We start from the raw sequence: 25,022 nt of genomic DNA, 5'->3' as shown, positions 1-25,022 counted from the left end.
GCGGTGCGGTGCCTTCTGCACCACCCCCACCCCGAACCCCTCCCCACAAGGGGGAGGGGACAGGCCATGCTCTGACCAAGGCGATCAACCGGAAACGGTATGAGCCGGCCCCTCTCCCGTCCGCTCCGCGGAGACCCTCCCCCGCGGAGGGGGGAGAGTTTGTCCAAGTGCGCCTCAGCTCGCCTTGGTCTTCGCCGGAGCCTTCTTCGCTGCCGGCTTGGCCGCGGCCTTCGTCGTCGTCTTGCGCGCGGCCGGCTTCTTGCCCTCCGCCCCGTCCGCCTTCGTCGTCGTGCGGGCGCGGGCCGCCGTCTTGCGGACCGGCTTCTTGCCGCCGCCCGAGGCGCGCTTGGCGTTGATGAGGTCGATCGCCTGCTCCAGCGTCAGGCTCTCGGCGGCCATCGTCTTCGGCAGCGTCGCGTTGACCGAGCCGTCGCTGACATAGGGACCGTACTTGCCCGCCTTGACCACGAGCGCGGCCCCGTCCGGGTGCTGGCCGACGGCGCGGCCGGGATCGGAGGAGGGACGCCCGCGCCCGCCGCCCTGCTCCTTGGCGACGATGAGGTCGATGGCGCGGTTGGCGCCGATCTCCAGCACGTCGTCGTCCTTGCCGAGGTTGGCGTAGGTCTTTCCGTGCTGCACGTAGGGGCCGAAGCGGCCGAGATTGGCCAGGATCGGCTCGCCGGTCTCCGGATGCCGCGCCACCTCGCGCGGCAGCGACAGCAGGCGCAGCGCGATCTCCAGGGTCACGCCGCCGGGGCTCAGGCCCTTCGGGAGCGAGGAGCGCTTCGGCTTCTCCGCCCCCTTCTCGGCGCTCGCCTCGCCGAGCTGCACGAACGGCCCGAAGCGCCCGTCGCGCAGGGTGACGGGCAGGCCGGTGGCCGGATCGTCGCCGAGCACCCGCACGCCGGGCTGGCCGCCCTCGGCGGACGACCCGTCGCCCTCGCCCTCGACGCCGGAGGCCGAGAGCTGGCGGGTGTACTTGCACTCGGGGTAGTTCGAGCAGCCGATGAAGGCGCCGAACTTGCCGAGCTTGAGCGAGAGCTGGCCCGAGCCGCAGGTCGGGCAGGCGCGCGGATCGCCGCCATCCGCCTTCTCGGGGAAGATATGCGGCCCGAGCAGGCCGTTGAGCGCCTCCAGCACCTCGGCGACGCGCAGCTCCTTGGTACCGCCGATGGCCGCGGAGAAGTCGCGCCAGAAGTCGCGGAGCACGGCCCGCCAGTCGATCTCGGCGTTGGAGACGCGGTCGAGCTGCTCCTCCAGGCTGGCGGTGAAATCGTACTCGACGTAGCGCTTGAAGAAGCTCTCGAGGAAGCCGGTGACGAGCCGGCCCTTGTCCTCGGGCATCAGCCGCTTCTTCTCGATCTTGACGTATTCGCGGTCGCGCAGGGTCTGCAGGATCGCGGCGTAGGTCGAGGGCCGGCCGATGCCGAGTTCCTCCATCCGCTTGACGAGGCTCGCCTCGGAGTAGCGCGGCGGCGGCTCGGTGAAGTGCTGGGTCGAACTGACGCGCTCGCGCTTCAGCGGATCGCCCGCCTTCATCGCCGGCAGGCGCTTCGAATCCTCGTCCTCCTCGTCGTCCTTGCCCTCTTGGTAGAGGGCGAGGAAGCCGTCGAACTTCACGACCTGACCCGTCGCGCGCAGGTCGATCCGGCGCGGGCCGACGCTCGCGGTGACGTCGACGGTGGTGCGCTCCAGCTCGGCCGATTCCATCTGGCTCGCGATCGTGCGGGTCCAGATCAGGTCGTAGAGCCGGGCCTGCTCGGGTTCGAGGTAGCGGGCGACCTGCTTGGGCAGGCGGCTCATGTCGGTCGGGCGCACGGCCTCGTGCGCTTCCTGCGCGTTCTTGGCCTTCACCGAGTACTTCCGCGGGGCGTTCGGCACGTAGTCGTCGCCGAACTCGCGGCCGATCACCCGGCGGGCGTCCTGGATCGCCTCCGGCGCCATGTCGACGCCGTCGGTCCGCATGTAGGTGATGATGCCGACGGTCTCGCCGCCGACATCGACGCCCTCGTAGAGCCTCTGGGCGACCCGCATGGTCTGCGCCGGCGCCATCCCGAGCTTGCGCGAGGCCTCCTGCTGCAGGGTCGAGGTGGTGAAGGGCGGCTGCGGGTGGCGCTTGGCGGGCTTGGCCTCGACGCTCGCGACCTGGAAGGTCGCGAGTTCGAGGTCGCGCTTGAAGGCCGCCGCCTCCTCGGCATTGCCGACGTCGAGGCGCTGGATGCGCTTGCCGTCGGCGCCGACGAGCCGGGCCTCGAACACGCCGCCGGTCTCGGTCGCGAGCGTCGCCACGATCGACCAGTACTCGCGGGGGCGGAACCGCTCGATCTCCATCTCGCGCTCGACCACGAGGCGGAGCGCCACCGACTGCACCCGGCCGGCGGATTTGGCGCCGGGCAGCTTGCGCCACAGCACCGGAGAGAGGTTGAAGCCGACGAGGTAGTCCAGCGCCCGGCGCGCGAGATAGGCGTCGACCAGCGCCTGGTCGATCTCGCGGGGCTTGCGCATCGCCGCATCGACGGAGGCCTTGGTGATCGCGTTGAAGGTCACCCGCTCGACCGGGATGCCCTTCAGCGCCTTGCGGGCCGAGAGCGCCTCGATCACGTGCCAGGAGATCGCCTCGCCCTCGCGATCCGGGTCGGTGGCGAGGATGAGCTTCTCGGCGCCCTTCACGGCGCGCGCGATCTCGGACACGCGCTTCGACCCGCGATCCTCCAACTCCCAGACCATGGCGAAGTCGGCCTCCGGATCGACCGAGCCGTCCTTGGCCGGCAGGTCGCGGATATGGCCGAAGGAGGCCAGAACCTCGTAATCGCGCCCCAGGTATTTGTTGATCGTCTTGGCCTTGGCCGGCGACTCGACGACGACGACTTTCATGAACCTCTGCCTCTCGCCAGAGCCTCACCGCGGGTACGGTTTTGGGGATGGCGCGGATAGCGTACCGGTCGGGGGCCGGACCTCGCGCCGCGCAGAAGTGGGTGAGCCGCGCGGCGTTGTCAAATCGGATGAAGGCGCCGGGCGCGGCCTCAGATCCCCGCGTACCACTCGTAGCCGCGGTCTTCCCAGTAGCCGCCCCCGCCCTCGCCGATGCCCTTCAGGCCCTCGGTCACCTCGATCCGCATGATATATTTCGCCTGCTTGTACCCGAGCTGGCGCTCAACCCGAAGGCGCAGGGGCGCGCCGTTCGAGACCGGCAGCGCCGCGCCGTTGAGGTCGTAGGCCAGGATCGTCTGCGGGTGGTAGGCGTCGGTGAGGTCGATGCTCTCGTAGTAGCGGATCGGCGTGCCTTGAGCCTCGTCGCCCTCGGCGGCCGGCGCCTCCGCCCCGGCGGCCTGCGAATCGCTCGCCTGGTTCTCGGCGCCCTCCGGCCGCGACTGCATGCCGGGATTGGCGGTCTTGTCCGGCTCCGTCTCATCCTCTCCGCCGCCTTCCGCGTATTCCATCGTGTCGGCGCAGTGGAACACGACGTAGCGGGCATTCGGCTTCAGGCCGGCGCGCTGCAGCAGTTCCGAGAGCGGCACCCCGGTCCACTTGCCGATGGCGCTCCATCCCTCGACGCAGTCGTGCCGGGTCGTCTGGGTGCGGGCCGGCAGCGCCCGCAGGTCGGCGAGGCTCAAGCTCTGCGGCCGCTCGACGAGGCCGTCGACGCGCAGCGTGAACCCCTCGAAGCGCTTGGCCGCCAGTGCCTTGTAGGCCCGGTCCGGCGGATCGATCGTGCCGTTCGGCTTGAACCAGGGCGAGATCTCCGAATCCGGAAACTCCTTGGCCAGCGAGGCGGGTGTCAGCAGCAGGCGCTGCACGAACATGTTGGCGTCCTCGCCGAGCTTCAGCGTGCGCTGGCCGGTGGGGCTCGCGGCGAAGCGGTCGCAGCCGCCCAGCGCCGAGACGCCGAGGAGCCCGGCGGCCGCCGTGAGGAAGCCGCGGCGATGGGGGCGAGGGATCTGCAGGCGGGGTCTCATCGAACCTCTCCCGGACCGGCGGGAAGCTTTTGGCGCTCGATCACGAACCAGCCGGTGATCATGCTGCGCATGTTGTTCCAGACGCCGGAGAGCAGAACCAGCAGGACGTGGACGATCACGAACAGCACCAGCAGGTTCGTGACGATGAAGTGGACCGTGCGGGCCGATTGCCGGCCGCCGAACAGGTCGGGCAGCGGCACCACCGCGTTGACGCCCGGCGACATCGACAGGCCGGTGAGCAGCATCAGCGGCAGCAGCACCGCCACCACGACGAGGTAGGTGAGCTTCTGCAGCACGTTGTAGCGCTTGGCCTCGTCGCCCTCCGGGAAATGCAGGGTCAGGTGCTCGCGGATCGAGGAACCGAAGCCGCGCATCTGGTCGCCATCGGGGATGAGGCGGCGGCGCAGCTGGCCGGTGCCGATGCCGTAGATCAGGTAGATCAGCCCGTTGATGACGAAGGCCCAGGCGAACAGGAAGTGCCAGCGCCGGCCCGTGGCGAGATCCTGATGCGCCGGCAGGGTCGCCCAGGACGGGAAGGCCCGGCCCGCCTGCTGGCCGTTGAGGTTCGACAGGCCGAGCACGCCGGTGGTGTCGAAGCGGTGGCCGGCGACATACACGACGCCGCGGGGCGTGCCGTCGTCGCGCTGGTCGTCGGTGATGGCGACGAACGGCTTGTCGAAGGTCGAGGCCGAGCCCCAGTAGAGCGCCGGATGGGCGTTGAAGATCTGCAGGCCGCTCATCAGCAGGATGGCGAGGCAGACCACGTTGATCCAGTGCGCCAGCCGGATCACCAGCGGGTGGCGGAACATCCAGCGCCGCCGCACCGTCTCCACGATGTCCGGCCCCGAGAGCGTCGATCCTGCGGCCACGGCACGTCGTTCCCTGCTGAAGCCCTCCCGCCCCGATCCGTACCCTGGGGCCGGATCGGGGGCGGTCGGCCCGGAAAGCCTTCGGTCGAGACGAAAAAAGGCCCGCCCGGTCTAACCGGGCGGGCCGAGGCTCGCCTAGATGGCGAGCCGGTCACAGTGGGGTTACAGGCCGGTCACATGCCGCCCGCGCCGGACTCCATGCCGGAGCCGGAATTCATGCGCTTCGAGCGCATCATCTTCTTGCTCTTCATGGGCTTTTTCATCTTCTTGGAGCTGCGCTTCATCGGGCGCTGCTCCTGGCCCATGTCGTCGCCCATCGCACCCTGCTGCATTTGGCCGCCCATCTGGCCACCCGGTTGTCCGCCCATGCCGGGCTCCATGCCGCCCCGCTGCATGCCCTGCGCATAGGCGCCCGACGAGAAGACGAGACCGAGCGAGAGCGCGCCGGCAGTCAGGAGAAGTCGCGTATTCATGGGCTTCCTTTCGTTTCCAGGCGAGCAAACGAAGGCCGACAACGGTCTTCGACATGCTCGAAACCCAACGGATGTTGGATGAACGGAAGCGAAGCCGGTTCGTTCAAATTTTTCTCGATCACGGGCTCGCGATAACGAAGAAAATCTCTTCGCCGTGACAGGAGGAGAGGGATCTCCCTCGCGCCCCCGCCTGCCGTCGGGATCGATCGATCCCACAGCTTGCCGGGCTCGTTCCGGCCACCTATAGCCCTCGACCGACGCTATGATCGCCGCATGACCGCTCAGACCGCACCCGCCTTCCCGCACCGGCACCTGCTCGGCATCGAGGGCCTGAGCCGTCCGGACATCGAGTCGCTCCTGGAGCGCGCCGACGCCGCGGTCGCCCTGTCGCGGCAGGTCGAGAAGAAGCGCACCACCTTGCGGGGCCGCACCCAGATCAACCTGTTCTTCGAGCCCTCGACCCGGACGCAATCCTCGTTCGAACTCGCGGGCAAGCGGCTCGGCGCCGACGTGATGAACATGTCGGTGGCCTCGTCCTCGGTGAAGAAGGGCGAGACGCTGATCGACACCGCCGCGACCCTCAACGCCATGCGGCCCGACATCATCGTGGTGCGCCACCACTCCGCGGGCGCGGTGCATCTCCTGGCCCGCAAGGTCGATTGCGCGGTGGTGAACGCGGGCGACGGCGCCCACGAGCATCCGACCCAGGCCCTTCTCGACGCGCTGACCATCCGCCGCAACAAGGGCGGCATCGAGGGGCTGCAGGTCGCGATCTGCGGCGACGTCCTGCACTCGCGGGTGGCGCGCTCCAACATCATCCTGCTCCAGGCGCTCGGCGCCCGGGTGCGGGTGATCGGCCCCTCGACGCTGCTCCCCACCGGCATCGAGCGCTTCGGCGTCGAGGTCTTCACCGACATGCGCGCGGGGCTCAAGGGCTGCGACATCGTGATGATGCTGCGCCTGCAGCGCGAGCGCATGAACGGCTCCTTCGTCCCCTCGGTGAAGGAGTACTTTCGCTATTACGGCCTCGACGGCGACAAGCTGGCGCTGGCCAAGCCCGACGCGCTGGTGATGCATCCGGGTCCCATGAACCGCGGCGTCGAGATCGCCTCCGACATCGCCGACGGGGCGCAGTCGCTGATCCGCGAGCAGGTCGAGATGGGCGTCGCCGTGCGCATGGCCGTGCTGGAAGCCCTGGCGACCCACCTGCCGAACGGGTGACCCGAATGAGCGCGCTCCTCCTTTCAAACGCCCACCTCCTCGATCCGGCAACAGGCCGCGAGGGGCCCGGCGCCGTGCTCGTGCGCGACGGGCGCATCGCCGACGTCGCCTTCGGTGCCGCGCCCGGTGCGCCCGAGAATGCCCAAAAAATCGACTGCGGCGGGCTCACCCTCGCCCCCGGCCTGATCGACCTGCGCGCCTTCGTCGGCGAGCCCGGCGCCGAGCACCGCGAGACCCTGGCCTCGGCGAGCGCCGCCGCCGCCGCGGGCGGCGTGACGACGCTGGTCTGCATGCCCGACACCAACCCCGTCATCGACGGGCCGGCCATCGTCGATTTCGTGCTGCGCCGCGCCCGCGACACCGCGAGCGTCAACGTGCTGCCGGCCGCCGCCATCACCAAGGGTCTGGCGGGGCGCGAGATGACCGAGTTCGGCCTGCTGGCGGAAGCCGGGGCGGTGGCCTTCACCGACGGGCTCAAGGCCGTCACCAACGCGCAGGTGATGCGCCGCGCGCTCACCTATGCCCGCGATTTCGGCGCGCTGCTGATGCAGCATGTCGAGGAGCCGGACCTGGTCGGCGAGGGCGTGATGAACGAGGGCGAGATGGCCTCCCGCCTCGGCCTGCTCGGCATCCCGCGCGAGGCCGAGACGGTGATGCTGGAGCGCGACATCCGCCTCGTGCGCCTCACCGGCGGGCGCTACCACGCGGCGATGATCTCCTGCGCCGACTCGGTCGAGATCGTGCGGCGGGCGAAGGAGGCGGGCCTGCCGGTCACCTGCGGCGTCTCGGTCAACAACCTCGTCCTCAACGAGGGCGACATCGGCCACTACCGCACCTTCTGCAAGCTCTCACCGCCGCTCCGCCGCGAGGACGACCGGCAGGCGGTGATCGCCGCGCTCAACGAGGGCGTGATCGACGTCATCGTCTCCGATCACAACCCGCAGGACGTCGAGACCAAGCGCCTGCCGTTCGCCGAGGCCGCCGACGGCGCGCTCGGCATCGAGACCCTGCTCGGCGCGAGCCTTCGCCTGCTCCATACCGGCGACGTGACGCTGAAGACGCTGCTCACGGCGCTGTCGGCCAACCCGGCTCGGCTGCTCGGCCGCGAGGCGGGGCGCCTGGAGGCCGGCGCCCCCGCCGACCTCGTGCTGATCGATCCCGATCTGCCCTACGTCCTCGACAAGCGTCAGCTGAAATCCCGCTCCAAGAATTCGCCCTTCGACGAAGCGCGGCTCCAGGGCGCGGCGGTGCTGACGCTCGTCGGCGGCCGGATCGTCCACCGCTCCGACCTCTCGGCCGCCGCCGCATGACCACGCTCCTCGCGGCCGGCTGGCCGGCCCTCATCGCCGCCCTCGTGCTGGGCTATGCCTGCGGCGCGATCCCCTTCGGACTGATCCTCACGAAGTTCGCGGGCCTCGGCGACGTGCGGGCGATCGGATCGGGCAATATCGGCGCGACCAACGTGCTGCGCACCGGCCGCAAGGGGCTCGCCGCCGCGACGCTCCTGTGCGACGCGCTCAAAGGAACGCTCCCGGTGCTCGCCGCGGCCCACTGGGGAGAGGGTCCGGCGCTTGCCGCCGGGCTCGGCGCCTTCCTCGGCCACCTCTTCCCGGTCTGGCTCGGCTTCAAGGGCGGCAAGGGGGTGGCGACCTTCATCGGCGTGCTGCTGGCCTTGAGCCCGCTGACGCTGCTCGCCTTCGCCGCGATCTGGCTCGGGCTGGCCTTCGCCCTGAAATACTCCTCGCTCGCGGCGCTCGCCGCCTCGGCCGCGACGCCCCTCGTGCTGTGGGCGCTCGGACACGGAGCGGTTGCATCGCTCTTCCTCGTGCTCGCGGCGCTGCTATGGTGGAAGCACGCGCCCAACATCCGCCGACTCGCCGCCGGCACCGAGGGCCGGATCGGGCAGAAGGGCTGAGGACGGCCCCTCCCGACAGGAGGGGGACCGATGCAGCTCACCGACGCGCAGCGCCTCGACTGGCTTCGGCTGATACGCACCGACGGCGTCGGCCCGCGCACCTTCCGCGGCCTGATCAACCGCTTCGGCAGCGCGTCCACCGCCCTCGATGCCCTGCCGGACCTGACCAAGCGCGCGGGCAAGCGCGCCGTGCCGCCCTCGAAATCGGAGGCCGAGCGCGAGATGGCGGCGGCCGCGCGCCTCGGCGTGCGCTTCCTCGCCATGGGCGAGGCGGCCTACCCGAAGGCGCTGCACGCCACCGAGACCGCACCGCCGCTCATCGCGGTCCGCGGCCATCCCGCCGTGCTTCTGAAGGCGTCGGTGGCGATTGTCGGTTCGCGCAACGCCTCGACCGCCGGCCTCGCCTTCACCGAGCGGCTCGCCCGCGGCGTCGGCGAGGCCGGTCTCGTCGTGGTCTCGGGGCTGGCCCGCGGCATCGATGCCCGCGCCCACCGGGCCAGCCTCGCGACCGGCACCGTGGCGGTCCTCGCCGGCGGCCAAGACCGGATCTATCCGGACGAGCATGCCGGCCTCGTGGACGAGATCGTCGGCGCGGGCGGGGCGGTGGTCGCCGAGATGCCGATGGGCTGGGTGCCGCGCGGGCGCGACTTCCCGCGCCGCAACCGCATCATCTCGGGCTTCAGCCTCGGCACCGTGGTCGTGGAGGCCGCCCGCCGCTCGGGCTCGCTCATCACCGCCCGCTTCGCGCTGGAGCAGGGCCGCGAGGTCTTCGCCGTTCCCGGCTCGCCGCTCGACCCGCGGGCGGAGGGCACCAACGACCTGATCCGTCAGGGGGCGACGCTCGTCTCGGAGGTCGAGCACGTCCTGTCCGTCCTCGCCCCCCTGATCGACGGGGGCGCGCCGGACGCGGACGGCCTGAACGATCGCCCGGAGACGGCGGCGACGCCCGATTACTGGGACGAGATCGATCTCGACGGCGCCCCGGCGAGCGCTCCGCCGCCATCTCCCGATGCGCAGGAGGCGGACGACTGTTTCCGCGAGCCCCGGGCCGAGCCCTGGGACGACCGCGCCCGGCTGATCGCCTGCCTCAGCCCCACCCCGGTCGGAACCGACGAACTCGCCCGCTCGTCCGGCCTGCCGGTTCGGATCGTGCAGACGACGCTGCTCGAACTCGAACTCGATGGCCGGATCGAGCGCCACGGCAGCGGAGCGGTCTCCCTGGCTTCGCGGGCCTGGGCCGAGCGATCCGACACGTGAGCGCGGACGAGGCGCCCCCACTTCCCTCGTCGGACGCCGTTTCCGAGGGGCCGCCGCGGATCGGCTTCCGTCGCCGCGGCGATCAAAGACCAAGCCCCGCCATCGCGTGACGCGGAAGCCTCCGTCCTCAGGGACGCGGGCCGCGAGCCGCCCTCAGGCGGCGCCGCGAGCCTCCTCGCCCCCGGCATTCACGAAGCTCTTCAACTCGTCGAGCGAGCCGAAGGTGAAGCGGCCGCGCGGCGTATCCGCCTCGATCGAGCCGTCGGAGAACATCACGTAGGTGTTGGCGCCGGACGCGTAGGAGCCGACGGCGTGCCGTTCCTCGGAGGCGGCAGGCTCCGGCTCGGCTTCCGGGGGCACCGGCTCCTGCGGTGCCGGCGCGGCGGCTTCCGGTTCGGGAGATGGTTCGATCGGTGCCTCGGGTGCCGAAGCGGGCGCCGGCTCGTCGAGGAAGGAGCGCAAGCCGACCGGTTCGACGGCGGGGGACTGGACCTCAACCCGCTCCTCGTCCTTCTCGTCCGCGACGGGATCGGGGAGCGTCACCGGCTCGGGCTCGGGAAAGGCCGGCGCGGGTGCGGGTTCGGCGGCCCGGAACAGGTCGTCGTCGCTCGCCCGCGGCGGCGCGGTCTCCGGCAGCAGGTCGGGCAGCAGCGGTTCGGCGGCGCTCGGCTGCGGTTCGGCGGAGGGAGCCGGATCTTCGAAGATCGGCTCGGCGCCCCGGCCACCCGGCCGCAGGCCACCGAGCGACAGGCCCGCGAGGCCGGCCGCGCCGGCACCCAGACCAGCCGCACCGACGCCAGCCGCGCCCAGGCCGGCGAGCGAGGGCCGCGCCGGCGGCGCGACCTCGGGCGCCGTGAAGACGGGCGCCTCCGGCGCCGCGGCGTCCCAGGGCACCGTCCCGGCGAGAACGGCGGCCGGAACGCCCGGCTGGGCGGAGGCGGTGCGCAGGTCGGCGACGGCGCGGTGGAGCTTGAGCAGGCGGTGGACGACCGCCGTCAGCCCGAGCAGGACCACGCCCGCCGAGGCGGCGGTCGAGCCGCCGATCACCATCGCGAGCCCGCTCTCCAGGCGGACATAGGGAAAGCCCTGGACCACGGCGGCGATGCCACCGAGGATCATGACGGAACTGAGCGCGAGCAGCGCGACGACCATGGTACTCTCGACGTGACTGTCGCGGGCGGCGTGACGGTTACAAGATAACCCCCCGCCCGCGCATTGCAAAATCGCACGGCCCGGTCCCCTCTGGAAACCGGCCTTTCCGTCGCTCCATGCACAGCCGAGTCCCGGCCGAAGGTCTTTCCGCGCGGTGCCGGGAGCCTTCGGAGGCCGGCACCCTGCGCAAAACGGTGGATGCCGCGCTCTCTCCGGTGACATGCGCGCGGATCCGGCGCCGGCGGCGTTGCCGAGCCCGGCCCACCGACTTACCTACCCGCCCGTCACCTCGCCGGCCGCGCGCCGCAAACCGCCCGCGCGCTCCGCCTTCGCTCCCCGCGAGACCCGGACAACCCAGGAGACACGCATGACGTTCACCCTGCCCGAGCTGCCCTACGCCTACGACGCGCTGGGCCCCTACATGTCGAAGGAAACCCTCGAGTTCCACCACGACAAGCACCACAAGGCCTATGTCGACACCGGCAACAAGCTGCTGGAAGGGACCGATCTCGCGGGCAAGAGCGTCGAGGAGATCGTCAGGGCGAGCTACAACACCAACCAGGCGCTCTTCAACAACGCCGGCCAGCACTACAACCACCTCCATTTCTGGAACTGGATGAAGCCCAACGGCGGCGGCCAGCCCCCGGCCGAGCTCGCCAAGAAGATCGACGAGGATCTCGGCGGCTACGAGAAGTTCAAGGCCGACTTCATCCAGGCCGGCGTCGGCCAGTTCGGCTCGGGCTGGGCCTGGCTCGCGGTCAAGGACGGCAAGCTCGCCATCCTGAAGACCCCGAACGGCGAGAACCCGCTCGTCCACGGCGCCACCCCGATCCTCGGCGTGGACGTGTGGGAGCACTCCTACTACATCGACTACCGCAACCGTCGCCCCGACTACCTCAAGGCGTTCGTCGAGAACCTCGTGAACTGGGAGTATGTCGAGAAGCTGTACGGCGAGGCGAAGGCCTGATCCGGTCCCGCTTGCCGGCGTAAGGCGGCCGCCCCGTTGGCCGACGGGGCGGCTTTTTCGTGCGCGGCGTGACCCTGCGGCCCTATCCGCGCCTCGCCCCTGCAGCCTAATGCCGAGACAGGGTGATCCCCCTCCCGTCCTCATCCTTCGAGGCCGCTTCGCGGCGCCTCAGGATGAGGGCGGGAGGGGGATCGGCCGTTCGCACGGGACCGCTTGCCAAAAAATGATCCGCTCGATCCTCTCCGTCGGCGGCTGGACCCTGGTCTCGCGGGTCACGGGTTTTGCCCGCGACGTGGTCACCGCCGCGGTGATGGGCGCGGGGCCGGTGGCGGATGCCTTCGTCGTCGCCTTCCGCCTGCCGAACCATTTTCGCGCGATCTTTGGCGAGGGCGCGTTCAACACCGCCTTCGTGCCGGCCTACACCCATCTGGAGCAGGCGGGCGAGGCCGGGGCCGCCGCGCGCTTCGCCGACCGCGTCTTCACCCTGATGCTGATCGTGCAGGTGGCGCTGCTGGCGCTCGCGCTCCCGGCGATGCCCTGGATCGTGCGGGCGCTGGCGCCGGGCTTCTCGGAGGACGGGGAGCGGTTCGCGCTGGCGGTCAGCCTGACGCGGATCACCTTCCCCTACCTGCTGTTCATGACGCTGGTGACGTTGTTCTCCGGCATCCTCAACGCGCATCGGCGCTTCGCCGCCGCGGCCGGCGCGCCGGTGCTGCTCAACCTCGCCATGCTGGCGGCCCTCGCGCTCGCCTTCCTGTTCCCGAACGCGGCCTATGCCGCGGCCTGGGGCGTGTCGGTCTCCGGGGTGCTGCAATTCGCGCTGGTGTGGTGGGATGCGCGGGCCCGCGCCTACGCCCCGCGGCTGACGAAGCCGGCCTTGCGCGATCCCGACCTGATCCGCTTCTTCAAGATCCTCGGTCCCGCGGTGATCGGCTCGGCCGGGTTCCAGATCGCGGCCTTCGCCGACACCATCATCGCGAGTTTTTTGCCGACCGGCGCGGTCTCGGCGCTTTATTACGCCGACCGGCTCTATCAGCTGCCCTTCGGCGTCATCGCCATCGCCGCCGGCACGGTGCTCCTGCCCGAGATGAGCCGGCGCATCGCCGCGGGCGACGTGGCCGGCGCGCACGCGGCGCAGAACCGGGCCGCCGGCTTCTCGCTGGCGCTCTCGGCCCCCTTCATGGTCGCCTTCCTGACCCTGCCGGGGCTGATCATGGCGGCCCTGTTCCAGCGCGGCGCCTTCACCGCCGAGGACGCCGCCCGCGCGGCCTCGGTGCTGGCGGCCTACGGCCTGGCGCTTCCGGCCGTGGTGCTGGTGCGCTCGGCCGTGGCGAGCTTCAACGCCCGCCAGGACACGACGACGCCGCTCTACGCCTCGCTGACCGCCATCGCCGTCAACGTCGCGCTCAAGCTGGTGCTGACCGGTCCCTACGGCGTCGCCGGCCTCGCGCTCGCCACCGCCATCGGCCAGTGGATCAACCTCGCCCTGCTCTACGGGCTGGCTCTGCGCCGCGGCTGGACCGCGCCGGGGCGGGTGCTCGGCGTCACCGTCGCCGCCGTCGTCGTGGCGAGCGCGGTGCTGGCGGGGCTCGCCGTCTACGGCCTTCCCTTCGCCGAGCGGATCGTGCCCGCCCTCCCCCATTTCCGCGAGATCGCGGTGCTGGCGCTTCTCGGGCTCGCCGGGGCGCTCGCCTATGCCGGCACCCTGCTCGCGGTGATGGGGATCTTCGGCGTGCGCTTGCGCCGCAGGTAGGTCGTCGACGCCTGCACCATCTCAGGCGGCATGAGCGATCCAGACCTCCTCGCGGGCAAGAGCCACGCCGTCTTCGACGCCTACGGCACGCTGTTCGACGTGCATTCGGCGGTCGCGCGCCACGCCGACGCCCTCGGATCGCGGGCAAAAAGCCTGTCCGAGCTGTGGCGGACCAAGCAGCTCGAATATTCCTGGGTGCACGGCCTGATGGGCCGCTACGTCGCCTTCTGGGACCTGACCGAGCGCGCTCTCGATTTCGCCCTGGCGCAGCACCCCGAGATCGACCGGGCCCACCGCGAAACGCTCCTCGACGCCTATCGCGATCTCGACGCCTACGACGAGGTGCCCGGCATGCTGGAGCGCCTGCGCGGGCGGGGCGTGAGGACCGCCCTGTTCTCCAACGGCAACGCGGCGATGCTGGAGCGGGCGGTGGCCGCGGCGGGCTTGGGCGACCGGCTCGACGCGGTGCTCTCGGTCGATTCCGTGCAAACCTTCAAGACGGCGCCCGCCGCCTACCAACTGGTTCTCGACCGGATCGGCACCGAACGGCGCGACGTGCTGTTCTTCTCCTCGAACCGCTGGGACATCGCCGGTGCCGCCGGTTTCGGCTTCGACGCCGTCTGGGTGAACCGGAAGGGCCAACCCGACGAGTATCCGGACCAGCCGCCTCGCGCGGTCGTGACAAGCCTCGACGCGATGATCTGAACCGGCGGCAACGGCGCGTTCGCCAATCCTTAAGCTTGACCGGATTAGTTCAGGGCCAAGTGCCTATCGGTTCCTTGCCTGATCAATCCGGTTGTCCAAAGGATCGGTTCCCGTGCCCGCCCTGTCCCTCCACATCCTCGCCCGGAAGAGCGTCTGCGCGGCGCTTCTCGGCACCGCCCTCCTCTCCGCTGCTCCGGTATCCGCCCGTGACGGCCGCAACGGTGCCCTGATCGGCGGCGCGGCCGCCGGCGTCATCGGTGGCCTGGCCGTCGGCGCGCTCCTCAACGGCGCCGCGCCTCCGCCGCCGCCGCCCGCGCGCCGGGTCTATGTCGAGGAGGAGCCGGTCTACGTCGCGCCGCCGCCGCGGCGGGGTCCGATCTGCCACTACGAGCGCCGCAAGGTCTGGCTCGACGAGGTCGAGTTCACCTACCGCCGTGTCGAGGTCTGCGAGTAGCTTTTCGCGGGTTCTCCGCGTGCGGGAACGAAGGGCGTCGGCCTCAGGCCGGCGCCTTTTTCGTCAGGATCCAGTCCTCGACCACGATGGCGTCGAGGCCGGTGGTGTAGAACATCAGGATCGCGTCCTCCGCCGTGTGGAGGATCGGCTTGCCCATCACGTTGAAGCTCGTGTTGAGCAGGATCGGCACGCCGGTCAGCTCCGCGAAGGCCGCGATCAGCGTCGCGTAGGCCGGGTTGCGCGCCCGCGTCACGCTCTGGAGACGGCCGGTGCCGTCGGCATGGACCACCGCCGGAACGCGCGCGCGCACCGCGTCGCGCCAGACCAGGGTCCGCTCCATGTAGGGACTGTCGGAATAGTCCTCGAACCAGTCCGGCCCGGCCTCGGCCAGGATCGAGGGCGCGAAGGGGCGGAACGCCTCGCGGTACTTCACCTTGGCGTTGAGCGATTCCTTGGCGTGGGCCGGGCGCGGGTCGGCGAGGATCGAGCGGTTGCCGAGCGCCCGCGGGCCGAACTCCGCCCGGCCTTGGACCCAGCCGACGAGCCCGCCCTCGGCGAGGATCTTGGCCGCCTCCCGCGTCACGCCCTCGTGGCCGAGGCACCGGGCGCGGGGTTCCCACTCGGCCATCCGCTCCAGCGGCTCGGTCGAGACGGTCGAGCCGAGATAGGGCGTGAGCGGGCGCGTCGCCCGCGCCGGACCCTTCCAATCGGGATCATCCTCGGCGAGCGCCAGCCACGCGGCGCCGATGGCGTTGCCGTCGTCGGCCGGGGCCGAGGGAACGTGCAGGCGCCTGAAGCCCGAGCGCCCGAGCACGCGGCCGTTATAGGAGGAGTTGAGCCCGCAGCCGCCGGCGATGACGAGGTTTTCGCTGGGCGCGAGCCGCCACGCCTCGGCGACGAGCACGTCCATGAGCTCCGAAAAGATGTCCTGGCCGCAGCGGGCGAGGTCGGCCCAGCCCTGCTCGCCGACGTCGGAGGGGCGCCGCGACAGAATCTCGGCGGCGACCGCCTGCACCGTGGCCTCGTCGGCGAATTTCAGCCGCCCGTCCTCCACCGTGTAGAGGCGGCGCAGGATCGCCATCAGGTCGGGGTCGGTCCGGCCGTAGGGGGCGAGCCCCATGATCTTCCATTCCTCGCCCTTGATCTGGTCGAAGCCGGCGAGGTCCGTGACCAGCCCGTAGAGGAAGCCGACCGAGCCGCGCCCGCGCTGGCGCCGGACCTCCTCGATCCGTCCGTCCTTCAGGCGGTAGATCGCCGCGGCGCCGGTCTCGCCCATGCCGTCGACGATCAGCGCGGTCGCCTCGTCGAACGGGCTGCCCCACAGGGCGTAGGCGGCGTGCGCGAGGTGGTGGGCGTAGCGGCGCCGGCCCGCGACGGTCGCCCGCGGCTTGCCGCCGAAGCCGCGGGTCTCGTTGTCGAGCGCCAGGATGGTGCCGTTGCCGGCCCGCGCCTGCATGGCGTGGAGGTCGGCGACGAAGACCCGCTCGGCCCGTTCCGGCACGAAGGAGCGGTTGAGGGTGGACGGGTGCTGGGCGAGCGCCGGCAGGTCGAAGGCGCCCGAAGCCGCCTGCCCCTTCAGGAAATCGGAAAACTGCTCGCCCCAGGAGGTGGCGATGACGAGCTCCGTGCCCTGCGGGACGTGGCGCTTCAGCAGGCCCGCCATGCGGGTGCCGGGATCGGGCTCGCAGTTCGGCGCGCGCTTGTATTGCAGGTAGCGCTCGGCGGCTTCCGCGAACAGCACGGTCCCGTCCGGCCCGACGAGGGCGAGCGCCGGATCGTGGAAGGTCGTGGCGAGGCCGAGATAGGTGCGCATCCTGCCGGGCTACACGCCGGCACGCGAGGCGACAACCGCGTTGCGGTGCCGGCGAGCCCGTGCGAGACGGGCCGCCGATGACGGACGCTATCCCCGCCTCGCCTCCCCTCGCCCTCGTGATCTTCGACTGCGACGGCGTGCTGATCGACAGCGAGCCGATCAGCCTCGCGACCCTGACCCGCGGTCTCAACGGGATCGGGCTCGCGATCGACCTCGACGCGGTGCGCGAGCGGTTCGCCGGCACCTCCATGACCTCGATCATGGAGCGGGTCGCCCGCGAGGACGGGGTGATCGCCCCGGACGGCTTCGTCGAGCGGGTCAAGGCGGAGACGCTCGATGCCTTCGAGGCGGAGCTGACCGCCATGGCCGGCATCGCCGAGGCTTTGGGCCTTCTGCACCTGCCCTTCTGCGTCGCCTCCAGCAGCGACCCCGTGCGCCTGCGCCGCTCCCTCGGGCTCACCGGCCTGCTCCCGCTGTTCGAAGACCGCGTCTTCTCCTCCGCCCAGGTCGCGCGTGGAAAACCCTTCCCCGACCTGTTCCTGTTCGCGGCGGAGCGGATGGGCGTCGCGCCCGAACGCTGCCTCGTGATCGAGGACAGCGTGCCGGGGGTGCAGGCGGCCCGCGCCGCGGGGATGCGGGTCGTCGGCTTCACCGGCGGCGGTCACTGGGGCCACGACCGGACCGGCCGCGACCTGCTCGCGGCCGGCGCCGCCACGGTCTTCTCCGCCCATGCCGAGCTCGGGCGCATCCTCGCCGCGGGCTGAGGGCGCCGCAGCGAGCACCGGACGCGCTGGCCTCAGGCCGTAACCGGGGCGAGCCTGCCGCCGCGGAGGATGGGTCGCGACGTGCGGGTGACCTCGAACATCCCGAGTGCGGTCCCGCGCCCCGGGTCGTCGCCGCTTCGTGCGTCTTCTTCCCGGCCGCGTTCGAGGGGGTGGAACCGGTGCCGAACCGCACGCCGCGGCCCCCATCGCCGGTCCGGCGCGCCTCGGCCCGGCGACCGTGGGCCGCACCGCGCGACGGCGGGACGGGAACGAGCGAGGCTAAGCGCCTCGCGGGACAGGTGAGACGCGCCAAACACGACGCGAATCGCGGCGCGATCTTTCCCTGTCAAGCTGAACTTCGAAATAACATTCCGTTGACGGTTGCGGTTCGACCACTCATCTTAAGGACGTGCGAACCAGTTCGCGCCGCGGTGATTTGTAGTGGCACGCTTGCGCCGCGTTATCAAACGCTAATGCATCACGGCGCACTTGCGCCGTGGTCCTCGCAAGAGAGGAGGACTTGCCTTGATCGGTCTTTTTATTTGGAAGACTTCGAAACGGTCCCGCGCCCGGAACGGCCGGGTGCGGGGGTGTTGTCGGCGGACAGTCACATCCGTGGGCTAGAGCATCGCCGCGAAAGGCGGCCCCGGTTTCCGGCGGCCGACGATGCAACGATCCAGCGCCCGCGAACGCCTCGCCGACAATCGGCCGACGATGGCCGCAGGAGTTCACTCCGTCATGACCCGTGTCCAGACCGCTTACTTCGACGATGACGCGCTCGACCTCTCCGGCGCCGAAGCCGCGCCGGCCCGCGTGATCGAGGTCGGCGAGATCACCGCCGGCATTGCCGTGCCCGAGCGCGGCGGTGTCCGCTTCTTCTCGTCGGAGCGCCGCTTCGACGGCCTCGACGGCACCCTGTTCCGCACCGTGGAGCAGGCCGCCCGCGCCGCCCGCGAGAAGGGCCGCCCGCCGCGCCTGCGCGCGGTGTGATTTCACTCGCACGACCCACGAACGAGAAAGCCGGCGGCACCGAGAGGCGTCGCCGGCTTTCTTCTCTCCGTCTCCGCCTGATCGCTTCGGTGACTCTTTCGTCATTGCGAGGCGAAGCCGTGGCAATCCAGGGCGCGACTGTTCCGGACAGGTCGCGCCCTGGATCGCTTCGGCTCCGCCTCGCGATGACGGGCTTGGGTCGAAGTCCGAGGTGACGACCGGAAACCGCATCAGGCCGTCCACCGCCACAGCCGGCCCTGACCGCGAGGGCTGACCTTACTTGCACTCCTCGCGGGCGCGCTTGAGCGCATCCGAAAAGCCGCCCAGCGCGTAGTCGTCCTGGGTCGTGTTGCCGCGCTGAGAGGTGGTGCGGACCGTGGCGGTCTGGGTCCGGCCCATCTCGGTGACGATGCGCGGCTCGTCCGCCTGGTTCTGGATCCAGGCGTTCTCGTCCTTCACCACGAGGCCGTAGCGGGTGGTGCCCACCGTCAGGTACGGGTCGCTCGGGGCGGCCGCCGCGCCGGGCCGGGCTTGCGCCGCGGCGGGCTTCGGCTTGAAACCGAGCATCACCGCGATCTCGCCCTGGGCACCGCCCTTGGGGAAGGTCACGAACAAGTAGCCGGTGTCGCGCGCGAGCGTCTTGGGGCTGCGCGTCGTCGGCTGGGCGATGACGTAGCAGAGCTTGTCGCGGCCCTGCGAACCGTTGGTGAAGACGTTCCAGTCGCCGAACACCGCCAGCGGCACCGCCTGCTGCATGCCCGGCGGCAGGGCCGAACTCTTCGGTTTGCGGCGGCTCGCGCGGGCGGGGATGATCTCGGCGCCCTGCACACCCTCCTGCGCCAGGACCTGCCCGGACGGGGTGGTCAGCGCCGCCGCGGTCAAGGCGGACAGGACGAGGGCCGCGACGGGACGGGAGGCGGGGCGAAGGATCGAAAGGCGGTGCCGCTGCATCTCTACTCGGGTGTACGGACGGCCGGGCCGGCCATCTTCACGCACCGTCAGGATGACGGGCCGCAGCGGAACAGGAAAGCCCTGCCCGCCCCGATCAACCGAAAACGGTCGAAAACGGGCATGAACCGAAGGAGGGCATGGGCCGCACCGGGCGATGCGGCCGTCCAGCGTCGCGTGCGGCCTCAGGCCGCCCGCATCTCGGCGGTCAGAACCTCGGCGGTCAGGGCCGCGGCGGCGAGCGCGGCCGCCGGCAGGTCGATCGACGGATCGACCTCGGGAAGACGGATCTCGACGGCCGCCGGGGCGGTGCCGGGCGCCGGCTCCGCCGGCTTCGGCTGGGCCGGCTTCGCCGGATCGTTGTAGGGCGTGTTGTAGGCCTTGCGGATCGAGGCCCAGAACGCGTCGCGCTCCGCATCCGTCAGCCGGCCGAGGCGGGCGTCGATCACGGCCATCGCCTCCGCCGCCAGGGCCGGGGTCTCCTCGACGGTGATCCAACTCTCAACGTTCATCGACGGCACTCCGCGGGTTCGGACGGTCGGATAGCCAAGCTCAGTTAGCTGAAACCTGAACGCGGCATTTTCCGTGCCTGTTCCCGCGGGGCTAACCCTACTTCTCCACAGGGCCGAGATTTTCGAGCCAGGCTTGGGCCTGCCGGCGCACGTTGTCCGGCGCGGTGCCGCCGTAGCTGGTGCGGCTCGCGACCGAATTCTCGACGCCGAGAACGGCGAAGACGGCCTCCGTGATCCCCGGCTCGATCGCCTGCATGTCGCCGAGGGAGAGCGCCTCCAGGCCGATGCCGCGCGCGGAGGCCGCGGCGACGACGCGGCCGGTGACGTGGTGCGCCTGCCGGAACGGCATGTTCAGCTCGCGCACCAGCCAATCGGCGAGATCGGTGGCGGTGGCGTAGCCGGAGCCCGCCGCGCGCTTGAGCGTCTCGGCCACGGGTTCGAGGTCGCGCACCATGCCGGCCATGGCGGCGAGGCACAGGGAGAGCGATTGCAGGGCGTCGAAGGTGCCCTCCTTGTCCTCCTGCATGTCCTTCGAATAGGCGAGCGGCAGGCCCTTCATCACGATGAGCAGGCCGGTGAGCGCGCCGATGATGCGGCCGGCCTTGGCCCGCACCAGCTCGGCGGCGTCGGGGTTGCGCTTCTGCGGCATGATCGACGAGCCGGTGGTGAAGCCGTCCGACAGCTTGACGAAGCCGAACTGGGCCGAGGTCCACACCACCAGTTCCTCGGCGAAGCGCGAGAGGTGGACCGCGCAGATCGAGGCGGCGGAGAGCGATTCCAGGGCGAAATCGCGGTCGGCCACGGAGTCGAGCGAGTTCGCCGTCGGCCGGTCGAAGCCCAGAGCCGCCGCGGTGGCGTGCCGGTCGATCGGGAACGACGTGCCGGCGAGCGCCGCCGAGCCGAGCGGGCATTCGTTGAGCCGCGCCCGCGCGTCGCGGAACCGGCCGCGGTCGCGCGCCAGCATCTCGACATAGGCGAGGCAATGGTGGCCGAAGGTGACGGGCTGGGCCGATTGCAGGTGGGTGAAGCCCGGCATCACCGTCCCGGCATGCTTCAGCGCCGTCTCGGCGAGCGCCCGCTGCAGGTCGGCGACCTGCGCGTCGAGCGCGTCCAGCGTGTCGCGCACCCACAGCCGCATGTCGGTGGCGACCTGATCGTTGCGCGAGCGGGCGGTGTGCAGGCGCCCGGCCGCCGGGCCGACGATCTCCGTCAGCCGGCTCTCCACCGCCATGTGGATGTCCTCCAACTCGCGCCGGAAGACGAATTCGCCGCGCTCGATCTCCGCCTCGACGGACTTGAGCCCGGCTTCGATGGCTGCCACATCCTCGGCCGGCAGGATGCCTTGGCGCCCCAGCATCGCGGCATGCGCCAGCGAGCCGCGGATGTCCTGGGGCGCGAGCCGCCTGTCGAACCCGATGGAGGCGTTGATCTCCTCCATGATCTCGGCCGGGCCGCTGGCGAAGCGGCCGCCCCACATCCGGTTGCTCATGGCTGATCCCACCTTCCGCACGCGAAACGAGGCTCGGCCGTGACGGCGACCCCGAAAATCCCTGCCGCAATCCTCGCCGCGGGCGGCGTGCTCGCCGCCGTCCTCGTCGGCGGCCTCGCCCTATACGGGACGGGCTCGAACCTCGGCAACCTCACGGCCTCCGGTCCCTGCGCCGAGGCCACCCCCGCGGCGGCCCGGCTCGCGCCGCTCGCCCGCGGCGATGTCGCGGCCTTCGACGCCTCCGCCGCCCCGAAGCCGGCTCCGGCCGTCGCCTTCAAGGGCCCGGACGGGGCGCCGGCCGATCTCGCGGCCCTGCGCGGAAAGCTGCTGCTGGTGAACCTGTGGGCGACGTGGTGCGCCCCCTGCAAGGCCGAGATGCCGGCCCTCGACCGTCTTCAGGCGGAACTCGGCGGCGACGCCTTTCAGGTGGTGGCGATCAATGTCGAGACGCGCAACCTCGACAAGCCGCCGGCCTGGTTCAAGGCCAACGGCATCGCCCACCTGACCTATTACGGCGACCCCGAGGGCAAGGTGCTTCCGGCGATCCAGTCGGCGGTCGGATCGACGGGGCTGCCGACGACGATGCTGATCGATGCCAAGGGCTGCACGCTCGGCGTGATGAAGGGTCCGGCGGAATGGTCGAGCGAGGACGGCAAGCGGCTGATCCGGGCGGCGCTGGCGCCCGCCTCGTGATCTTTTTCGCGGCCGCCGGGTTGCGGGTCCGGCCCGGGGCCGGCAACCCGACGGTATGAAAACGCCGCCTCGCTCCGTCCGCGCCTTGCCGCGTCCCTTGCGCCGCCCGCTCTCGGCGACGCGCCGCTTCCTCACCAACGAGGCGGCCGGCGGCATCGTGCTCATGGCCGCCGCGGGCGCCGCGCTCGCGGTCGCCAACTCGCCGCTGGCGCAGACCTACCACGACGTCCTTCACATCCATCTCGGGCCCTTGAGCCTGATGCACTGGATCAACGACGGCCTGATGGTCGTGTTCTTCCTGCTGGTCGGCCTCGAGATCAAGCGTGAGGCCATCGACGGACGCCTGCGCACCTGGCCCGACCGGGTGCTGCCGGGACTGGCCGCCGCCGCGGGCATGGCCGTGCCGGCGCTCGTCTACCTCGCCTTCAATGCCGGCCAGTCCACCGCCCGGGGCTGGGCGATCCCCGCGGCCACCGACATCGCCTTCGCCCTCGGCGTCCTGGCGCTGCTGGGCTCGCGGGTGCCGGTCTCGCTCAAGATCTTCCTGTCGGCGGTGGCCATCGTCGACGATCTCGGCGCCGTCATCATCATCGCGCTGTTCTATACCGGGCAGCTCGACGCGACGATGCTGGCAACCTCCGCCGGGATGCTGGCGGTGCTGTTCGCCCTCAACCGCCTCGGCGTGCGCGCGCTCCTCCCCTACCTTCTCGCCGGCCTCGTGCTCTGGGTCTTCGTACTGCGCTCCGGCGTCCACGCCACCGTGGCCGGGGTGCTGCTCGCCCTGTTCGTGCCGATCCGCCCGAGCCCGGGCCGGCCGGAGGACACGACCTCGCCGCTGCACCGGCTGGAGCACGCCCTCGCACCCTGGGTCGCGTTCCTGATCGTGCCGGTCTTCGGCTTCGCCAATGCCGGGGTGACGCTGCTGGGCCTGCCGGCGCGGGCCTTGATCGAGCCCGTCACCCTCGGCGTCGCCCTCGGCCTGTTCCTCGGCAAGCAGGTCGGCATCTTCGCGAGCGTGCGCCTCGCCGCCGCGCTGGGCCTCGTCTCCCGCCCGGCGGGGGCGACCTGGGTCCAGGTCTACGGCGTCGCGCTCCTGTGCGGCATCGGCTTCACCATGAGCCTGTTCATCGGCGCGCTCGCCTTCACGGACGGGCTGCACGAGACCGAGACCAAGCTCGGCGTGCTCGGCGGCTCGCTGCTCTCGGCGCTGTTCGGGGCCGTGCTGCTCGCCCGCGCGACGGCGCGGGCGGCGACGCCGCGCCGGGAGGCCGGAGCCGGCGGCTTGCCTTGAGCGGCGGCCTCGGCCTACTCAGGCCGGAAGCGTCGCGGTGGCCGGTCACCCGCCTCCGCGCGAGGGCGAACATGCTGCGAACCGTCTCCCGCTTTCTCGGATTGCCGTTCCTCAGCCGGGCTCTCGGGCTCGTGGTGATGGCGGCCGGCTTCGTGCAGCTCTGCTACGACGGCGCCCGCTCCATCGCCAACAACGGCCTGCGGGTGACGAGCCTCGCCGAACTGATCCAGTCCCTGCCGCAGGAGCGGATCACCGCCCTCGGGGCGACGATCCGGCAGGCCGCGCCCTGGGCGGAGACGGTGCTGCTGACGCCGCTCGGCCTCGTTCCGGCAGCCCTGTTCGGGCTCGGTCTCGGAGCGGTTCTGGTCTGGCTCGGCCAGCCGCCACGGGAGCCGATCGGCTTTTTGACGCGGCCTTGACCGCACTTCGGCGAGAGGGTCCTCAGATCCCCCAATACGGCGCCGCGTTGTAGTAGCGGTGGACGTGCTCCTCCCAGGCGCGCTCGTCCTCCGGGTCGCCGCCCTCCGGCGAGCGGGCGGGCGCGTCGCGCAGCTGCGCCTCGGTGATGTCGACGACGTAGGCGTCGAGCCCGGTGTCGTAGCGCAGCACCGCCCAGGGCAGCGTGTAGTACTCCTCGCCCATCCCGAGGAAGCCGCCGAAGCTCATCACCGCGTAGGCGACGCGGCCCGAGCGCTTGTCGAGCATCAGCCGCTCGATGCGGCCGACCTTGCTCCCGTCCACCCGGCGCACCTCGGTGCCGATGACGCGGTCGCTGGCGATCAGGCTATGGGTCAGCGCCGCGGAGATCGCACCATCGGTCGCATTGTCGGAACGAACCTGATCCATGGCGGTCATCCTGCAACGTTGTTACAGCTTGCCATAAAAAACGCCCATGCGGCCGGTCACGTTCCGGCCCGCTCCGCCCCTGCCCCGCCATCCCGGACGAGCCGACGCGCATGCCGCTGACCCGCCTGACCCTCCCCGCCCTCGCGCTCGCCCTGCCGGTGCTGATCGGCCCGGCCGCGGCGCAGGACCGCGGCAGCGTCAACCCGAAGCCGCTGCCGCCGCTGGCCAATCCCGACGATCCCTCGACGCCGGCCAAGGCCCTATTCGGCCGCGTCACCGGGCCGGCCGGCGGTGCGGCCCGCTCCTACGGCTCCTACGCGAAGGGCTGCTTCTCCGGCGGCGAGGCGCTGGCGATGGACGGCGCGAACTGGCAGGTCATGCGGCCCTCGCGCAACCGGATGTGGGGCACGCCCCATCTCGTGGACTTCATCGAGCGGCTCGCCGCCCGCGCGCCGCAGGCCGGCTGGCCGGGCCTCCTCGTCGGCGACATGTCGCAGCCCCGCGGCGGTCCGATGCTCACCGGCCACGCCTCGCACCAGCTCGGCCTCGACGTGGACGTCTGGCTCACGCCCATGCCCGATCACCGCATGAGCCGGGCCGAGCGCGAGGAGACCTCGGCCACGAACGTCGTGCGCTCCGACCGGCTCGATATCGACCCGGACGTCTGGACGCGCCAGCACACGGCGCTGATCCGCCTGACGGCCAAGCAGCCGGAGGTGGCGCGGATCTTCGTCAACGCGGCGATCAAGAAGGCCCTGTGCCGCGAGGCCGGTGGGGATCGCGGCTGGCTCACCAAGGTGCGCCCGATGTACGGACACAACTACCACTACCATATCCGTCTCGCCTGCCCCGGCGGCGAAGCCTCCTGCGACGACCAGGCCCCCCCCCCCCCCGGCTCCCGCTGCGGCCCGGGACTCGATTAATGGTTCCGCCCCGAGGTAGAGAAACCCCCCC

General features: G+C 71.2%; 23 protein-coding genes and 1 pseudogene. 14 read left to right on the top strand and 10 right to left on the bottom strand.

The window, feature by feature from the left end:
* Positions 1–174: 174 nt before the first annotated feature.
* The 4 genes from topA to ABS772_RS03970 form a co-directional block, all read right to left on the bottom strand.
* Positions 175–2,874: a type I DNA topoisomerase gene (gene topA, locus ABS772_RS03985; RefSeq protein ID WP_350392345.1), complete on the bottom strand. Its 2,700-nt coding sequence runs from the start codon at positions 2,872–2,874 to the stop codon at positions 175–177.
* A 149-nt stretch (positions 2,875–3,023) separates the two neighbouring features.
* Complete coding sequence (locus ABS772_RS03980; protein ID WP_350392343.1) at positions 3,024–3,956, bottom strand: molybdopterin-dependent oxidoreductase; 933 nt, start codon at positions 3,954–3,956, stop codon at positions 3,024–3,026.
* Positions 3,953–4,825, bottom strand: coding sequence for a cytochrome b/b6 domain-containing protein (locus ABS772_RS03975; protein ID WP_238256978.1), 873 nt, complete (start codon positions 4,823–4,825; stop codon positions 3,953–3,955). The genes ABS772_RS03980 and ABS772_RS03975 overlap by 4 nt, the downstream gene beginning before the upstream one ends.
* Before the next feature lie 173 nt (positions 4,826–4,998).
* Positions 4,999–5,298, bottom strand: a complete 300-nt coding sequence (locus ABS772_RS03970) for a hypothetical protein (protein WP_238256979.1) — start codon at positions 5,296–5,298, stop codon at positions 4,999–5,001.
* Between the two features lie 273 nt (positions 5,299–5,571).
* On the opposite strand from ABS772_RS03970, the gene ABS772_RS03965 reads away from it, so the two are divergent.
* Genes ABS772_RS03965 through dprA form a run of 4 tightly spaced genes read left to right on the top strand, consistent with a single transcriptional unit; the run spans position 5,572 to position 9,691 of the window.
* Positions 5,572–6,519 (top strand): aspartate carbamoyltransferase catalytic subunit, encoded by a 948-nt coding sequence (locus ABS772_RS03965; protein ID WP_238256980.1) that lies wholly within the window; start codon positions 5,572–5,574, stop codon positions 6,517–6,519.
* 5 nt (positions 6,520–6,524) lie between these two features.
* Complete coding sequence (locus ABS772_RS03960) at positions 6,525–7,829, top strand: dihydroorotase (RefSeq protein WP_350392341.1); 1,305 nt, start codon at positions 6,525–6,527, stop codon at positions 7,827–7,829.
* Positions 7,826–8,434 (top strand): glycerol-3-phosphate 1-O-acyltransferase PlsY, encoded by a 609-nt coding sequence (plsY, locus tag ABS772_RS03955; protein ID WP_350392339.1) that lies wholly within the window; start codon positions 7,826–7,828, stop codon positions 8,432–8,434. The genes ABS772_RS03960 and plsY overlap by 4 nt, the downstream gene beginning before the upstream one ends.
* Before the next feature lie 30 nt (positions 8,435–8,464).
* Positions 8,465–9,691 (top strand): DNA-processing protein DprA, encoded by a 1,227-nt coding sequence (gene dprA, locus ABS772_RS03950; protein WP_350392338.1) that lies wholly within the window; start codon positions 8,465–8,467, stop codon positions 9,689–9,691.
* Positions 9,692–9,844: 153 nt separating this feature from the next.
* On the opposite strand, the gene ABS772_RS03945 is transcribed toward dprA, so the two are convergent.
* The gene (locus ABS772_RS03945) at positions 9,845–10,843 is read right to left on the bottom strand and encodes a hypothetical protein (RefSeq protein WP_350392336.1); all 999 of its coding nucleotides are present in this window, start codon (positions 10,841–10,843) and stop codon (positions 9,845–9,847) included.
* A 367-nt stretch (positions 10,844–11,210) separates the two neighbouring features.
* Between ABS772_RS03945 and ABS772_RS03940 the strand changes: the two genes are divergently transcribed.
* The 4 genes from ABS772_RS03940 (at position 11,211) to ABS772_RS03925 (ending at position 14,722) form a co-directional block, all read left to right on the top strand.
* Positions 11,211–11,810: a superoxide dismutase gene (locus ABS772_RS03940; RefSeq protein WP_350392335.1), complete on the top strand. Its 600-nt coding sequence runs from the start codon at positions 11,211–11,213 to the stop codon at positions 11,808–11,810.
* A gap of 223 nt (positions 11,811–12,033) precedes the next feature.
* Positions 12,034–13,563, top strand: coding sequence for a murein biosynthesis integral membrane protein MurJ (murJ, locus tag ABS772_RS03935; RefSeq protein ID WP_350392333.1), 1,530 nt, complete (start codon positions 12,034–12,036; stop codon positions 13,561–13,563).
* A gap of 30 nt (positions 13,564–13,593) precedes the next feature.
* Positions 13,594–14,268, top strand: a complete 675-nt coding sequence (locus ABS772_RS03930; RefSeq protein ID WP_350392331.1) for a haloacid dehalogenase type II — start codon at positions 13,594–13,596, stop codon at positions 14,266–14,268.
* Positions 14,269–14,380: 112 nt separating this feature from the next.
* Entirely contained in the window at positions 14,381–14,722 is a 342-nt protein-coding gene (locus tag ABS772_RS03925; RefSeq protein ID WP_350392329.1) for a hypothetical protein, read from the top strand.
* 43 nt (positions 14,723–14,765) lie between these two features.
* On the opposite strand, the gene ABS772_RS03920 is transcribed toward ABS772_RS03925, so the two are convergent.
* Positions 14,766–16,535: a carbamoyltransferase family protein gene (locus ABS772_RS03920; protein ID WP_350392327.1), complete on the bottom strand. Its 1,770-nt coding sequence runs from the start codon at positions 16,533–16,535 to the stop codon at positions 14,766–14,768.
* A 77-nt stretch (positions 16,536–16,612) separates the two neighbouring features.
* Between ABS772_RS03920 and ABS772_RS03915 the strand changes: the two genes are divergently transcribed.
* Both ABS772_RS03915 and ABS772_RS03910 read left to right on the top strand, forming a co-directional pair.
* A complete protein-coding gene (locus tag ABS772_RS03915; RefSeq protein ID WP_350392325.1) occupies positions 16,613–17,299 on the top strand; it encodes an HAD family hydrolase in 687 nt (228 codons plus the stop codon).
* Positions 17,300–18,037: 738 nt separating this feature from the next.
* The gene (locus tag ABS772_RS03910) at positions 18,038–18,289 is read left to right on the top strand and encodes a hypothetical protein (protein WP_238253495.1); all 252 of its coding nucleotides are present in this window, start codon (positions 18,038–18,040) and stop codon (positions 18,287–18,289) included.
* A gap of 276 nt (positions 18,290–18,565) precedes the next feature.
* On the opposite strand, the gene ABS772_RS03905 is transcribed toward ABS772_RS03910, so the two are convergent.
* From ABS772_RS03905 to argH, 3 genes are all read right to left on the bottom strand, one after another.
* Positions 18,566–19,240: an invasion associated locus B family protein gene (locus ABS772_RS03905; RefSeq protein WP_350392323.1), complete on the bottom strand. Its 675-nt coding sequence runs from the start codon at positions 19,238–19,240 to the stop codon at positions 18,566–18,568.
* 182 nt (positions 19,241–19,422) lie between these two features.
* Positions 19,423–19,749 carry a hypothetical protein gene (locus ABS772_RS03900; RefSeq protein ID WP_238253493.1) on the bottom strand — a complete coding sequence of 109 codons (327 nt, stop codon included), beginning with the start codon at positions 19,747–19,749 and terminating at the stop codon, positions 19,423–19,425.
* 97 nt (positions 19,750–19,846) lie between these two features.
* Positions 19,847–21,238, bottom strand: coding sequence for an argininosuccinate lyase (gene argH / locus ABS772_RS03895; RefSeq protein WP_350392321.1), 1,392 nt, complete (start codon positions 21,236–21,238; stop codon positions 19,847–19,849).
* A 39-nt stretch (positions 21,239–21,277) separates the two neighbouring features.
* On the opposite strand from argH, the gene tlpA reads away from it, so the two are divergent.
* From tlpA to ABS772_RS03880, 3 genes are all read left to right on the top strand, one after another.
* A complete protein-coding gene (tlpA, locus tag ABS772_RS03890) occupies positions 21,278–21,931 on the top strand; it encodes a thiol:disulfide interchange protein TlpA (RefSeq protein ID WP_350392319.1) in 654 nt (217 codons plus the stop codon).
* A gap of 55 nt (positions 21,932–21,986) precedes the next feature.
* Positions 21,987–23,222, top strand: coding sequence for a Na+/H+ antiporter NhaA (nhaA, locus tag ABS772_RS03885; RefSeq protein ID WP_350392317.1), 1,236 nt, complete (start codon positions 21,987–21,989; stop codon positions 23,220–23,222).
* 71 nt (positions 23,223–23,293) lie between these two features.
* The gene (locus ABS772_RS03880) at positions 23,294–23,641 is read left to right on the top strand and encodes a PetM family of cytochrome b6f complex subunit 7 (protein ID WP_238254501.1); all 348 of its coding nucleotides are present in this window, start codon (positions 23,294–23,296) and stop codon (positions 23,639–23,641) included.
* 22 nt (positions 23,642–23,663) lie between these two features.
* On the opposite strand, the gene ABS772_RS03875 is transcribed toward ABS772_RS03880, so the two are convergent.
* Positions 23,664–24,068 (bottom strand): PRC-barrel domain-containing protein, encoded by a 405-nt coding sequence (locus tag ABS772_RS03875; protein ID WP_238254502.1) that lies wholly within the window; start codon positions 24,066–24,068, stop codon positions 23,664–23,666.
* 110 nt (positions 24,069–24,178) lie between these two features.
* Here ABS772_RS03875 and mepA point away from each other — a divergent pair.
* A pseudogene (gene mepA, locus ABS772_RS03870) lies at positions 24,179–24,988 on the top strand (penicillin-insensitive murein endopeptidase); the annotation flags it as partial.
* Positions 24,989–25,022 lie beyond the last annotated feature (34 nt).

Source organism: Methylorubrum podarium, assembly GCF_040270385.1.
Classification (GTDB): domain Bacteria; phylum Pseudomonadota; class Alphaproteobacteria; order Rhizobiales; family Beijerinckiaceae; genus Methylobacterium; species Methylobacterium podarium.
Note: the sequence above shows the minus strand (reverse complement) of the source record. Positions and strands in the feature narration are given on the sequence as shown.

Excerpts from the sequence above, each read along its gene's own strand:
- ABS772_RS03940 (WP_350392335.1), top strand. The coding sequence starts at position 11,211 with ATGACGTTCACCCTGCCCGAGCTGCCCTACGCCTACGACGCGCTGGGC.
- argH (WP_350392321.1), bottom strand. The coding sequence starts at position 21,238 with ATGAGCAACCGGATGTGGGGCGGCCGCTTCGCCAGCGGCCCGGCCGAG.
- plsY (WP_350392339.1), top strand. The coding sequence starts at position 7,826 with ATGACCACGCTCCTCGCGGCCGGCTGGCCGGCCCTCATCGCCGCCCTC.
- ABS772_RS03930 (WP_350392331.1), top strand. The coding sequence starts at position 13,594 with ATGAGCGATCCAGACCTCCTCGCGGGCAAGAGCCACGCCGTCTTCGAC.
- ABS772_RS03970 (WP_238256979.1), bottom strand. The coding sequence starts at position 5,298 with ATGAATACGCGACTTCTCCTGACTGCCGGCGCGCTCTCGCTCGGTCTC.
- ABS772_RS03900 (WP_238253493.1), bottom strand. The coding sequence starts at position 19,749 with ATGAACGTTGAGAGTTGGATCACCGTCGAGGAGACCCCGGCCCTGGCG.
- nhaA (WP_350392317.1), top strand. The coding sequence starts at position 21,987 with ATGAAAACGCCGCCTCGCTCCGTCCGCGCCTTGCCGCGTCCCTTGCGC.
- ABS772_RS03875 (WP_238254502.1), bottom strand. The coding sequence starts at position 24,068 with ATGGATCAGGTTCGTTCCGACAATGCGACCGATGGTGCGATCTCCGCG.
- ABS772_RS03915 (WP_350392325.1), top strand. The coding sequence starts at position 16,613 with ATGACGGACGCTATCCCCGCCTCGCCTCCCCTCGCCCTCGTGATCTTC.
- ABS772_RS03945 (WP_350392336.1), bottom strand. The coding sequence starts at position 10,843 with ATGGTCGTCGCGCTGCTCGCGCTCAGTTCCGTCATGATCCTCGGTGGC.
- ABS772_RS03980 (WP_350392343.1), bottom strand. The coding sequence starts at position 3,956 with ATGAGACCCCGCCTGCAGATCCCTCGCCCCCATCGCCGCGGCTTCCTC.
- ABS772_RS03920 (WP_350392327.1), bottom strand. The coding sequence starts at position 16,535 with ATGCGCACCTATCTCGGCCTCGCCACGACCTTCCACGATCCGGCGCTC.
- ABS772_RS03880 (WP_238254501.1), top strand. The coding sequence starts at position 23,294 with ATGCTGCGAACCGTCTCCCGCTTTCTCGGATTGCCGTTCCTCAGCCGG.
- dprA (WP_350392338.1), top strand. The coding sequence starts at position 8,465 with ATGCAGCTCACCGACGCGCAGCGCCTCGACTGGCTTCGGCTGATACGC.
- ABS772_RS03965 (WP_238256980.1), top strand. The coding sequence starts at position 5,572 with ATGACCGCTCAGACCGCACCCGCCTTCCCGCACCGGCACCTGCTCGGC.
- ABS772_RS03960 (WP_350392341.1), top strand. The coding sequence starts at position 6,525 with ATGAGCGCGCTCCTCCTTTCAAACGCCCACCTCCTCGATCCGGCAACA.
- ABS772_RS03905 (WP_350392323.1), bottom strand. The coding sequence starts at position 19,240 with ATGCAGCGGCACCGCCTTTCGATCCTTCGCCCCGCCTCCCGTCCCGTC.
- murJ (WP_350392333.1), top strand. The coding sequence starts at position 12,034 with ATGATCCGCTCGATCCTCTCCGTCGGCGGCTGGACCCTGGTCTCGCGG.
- ABS772_RS03910 (WP_238253495.1), top strand. The coding sequence starts at position 18,038 with ATGACCCGTGTCCAGACCGCTTACTTCGACGATGACGCGCTCGACCTC.
- topA (WP_350392345.1), bottom strand. The coding sequence starts at position 2,874 with ATGAAAGTCGTCGTCGTCGAGTCGCCGGCCAAGGCCAAGACGATCAAC.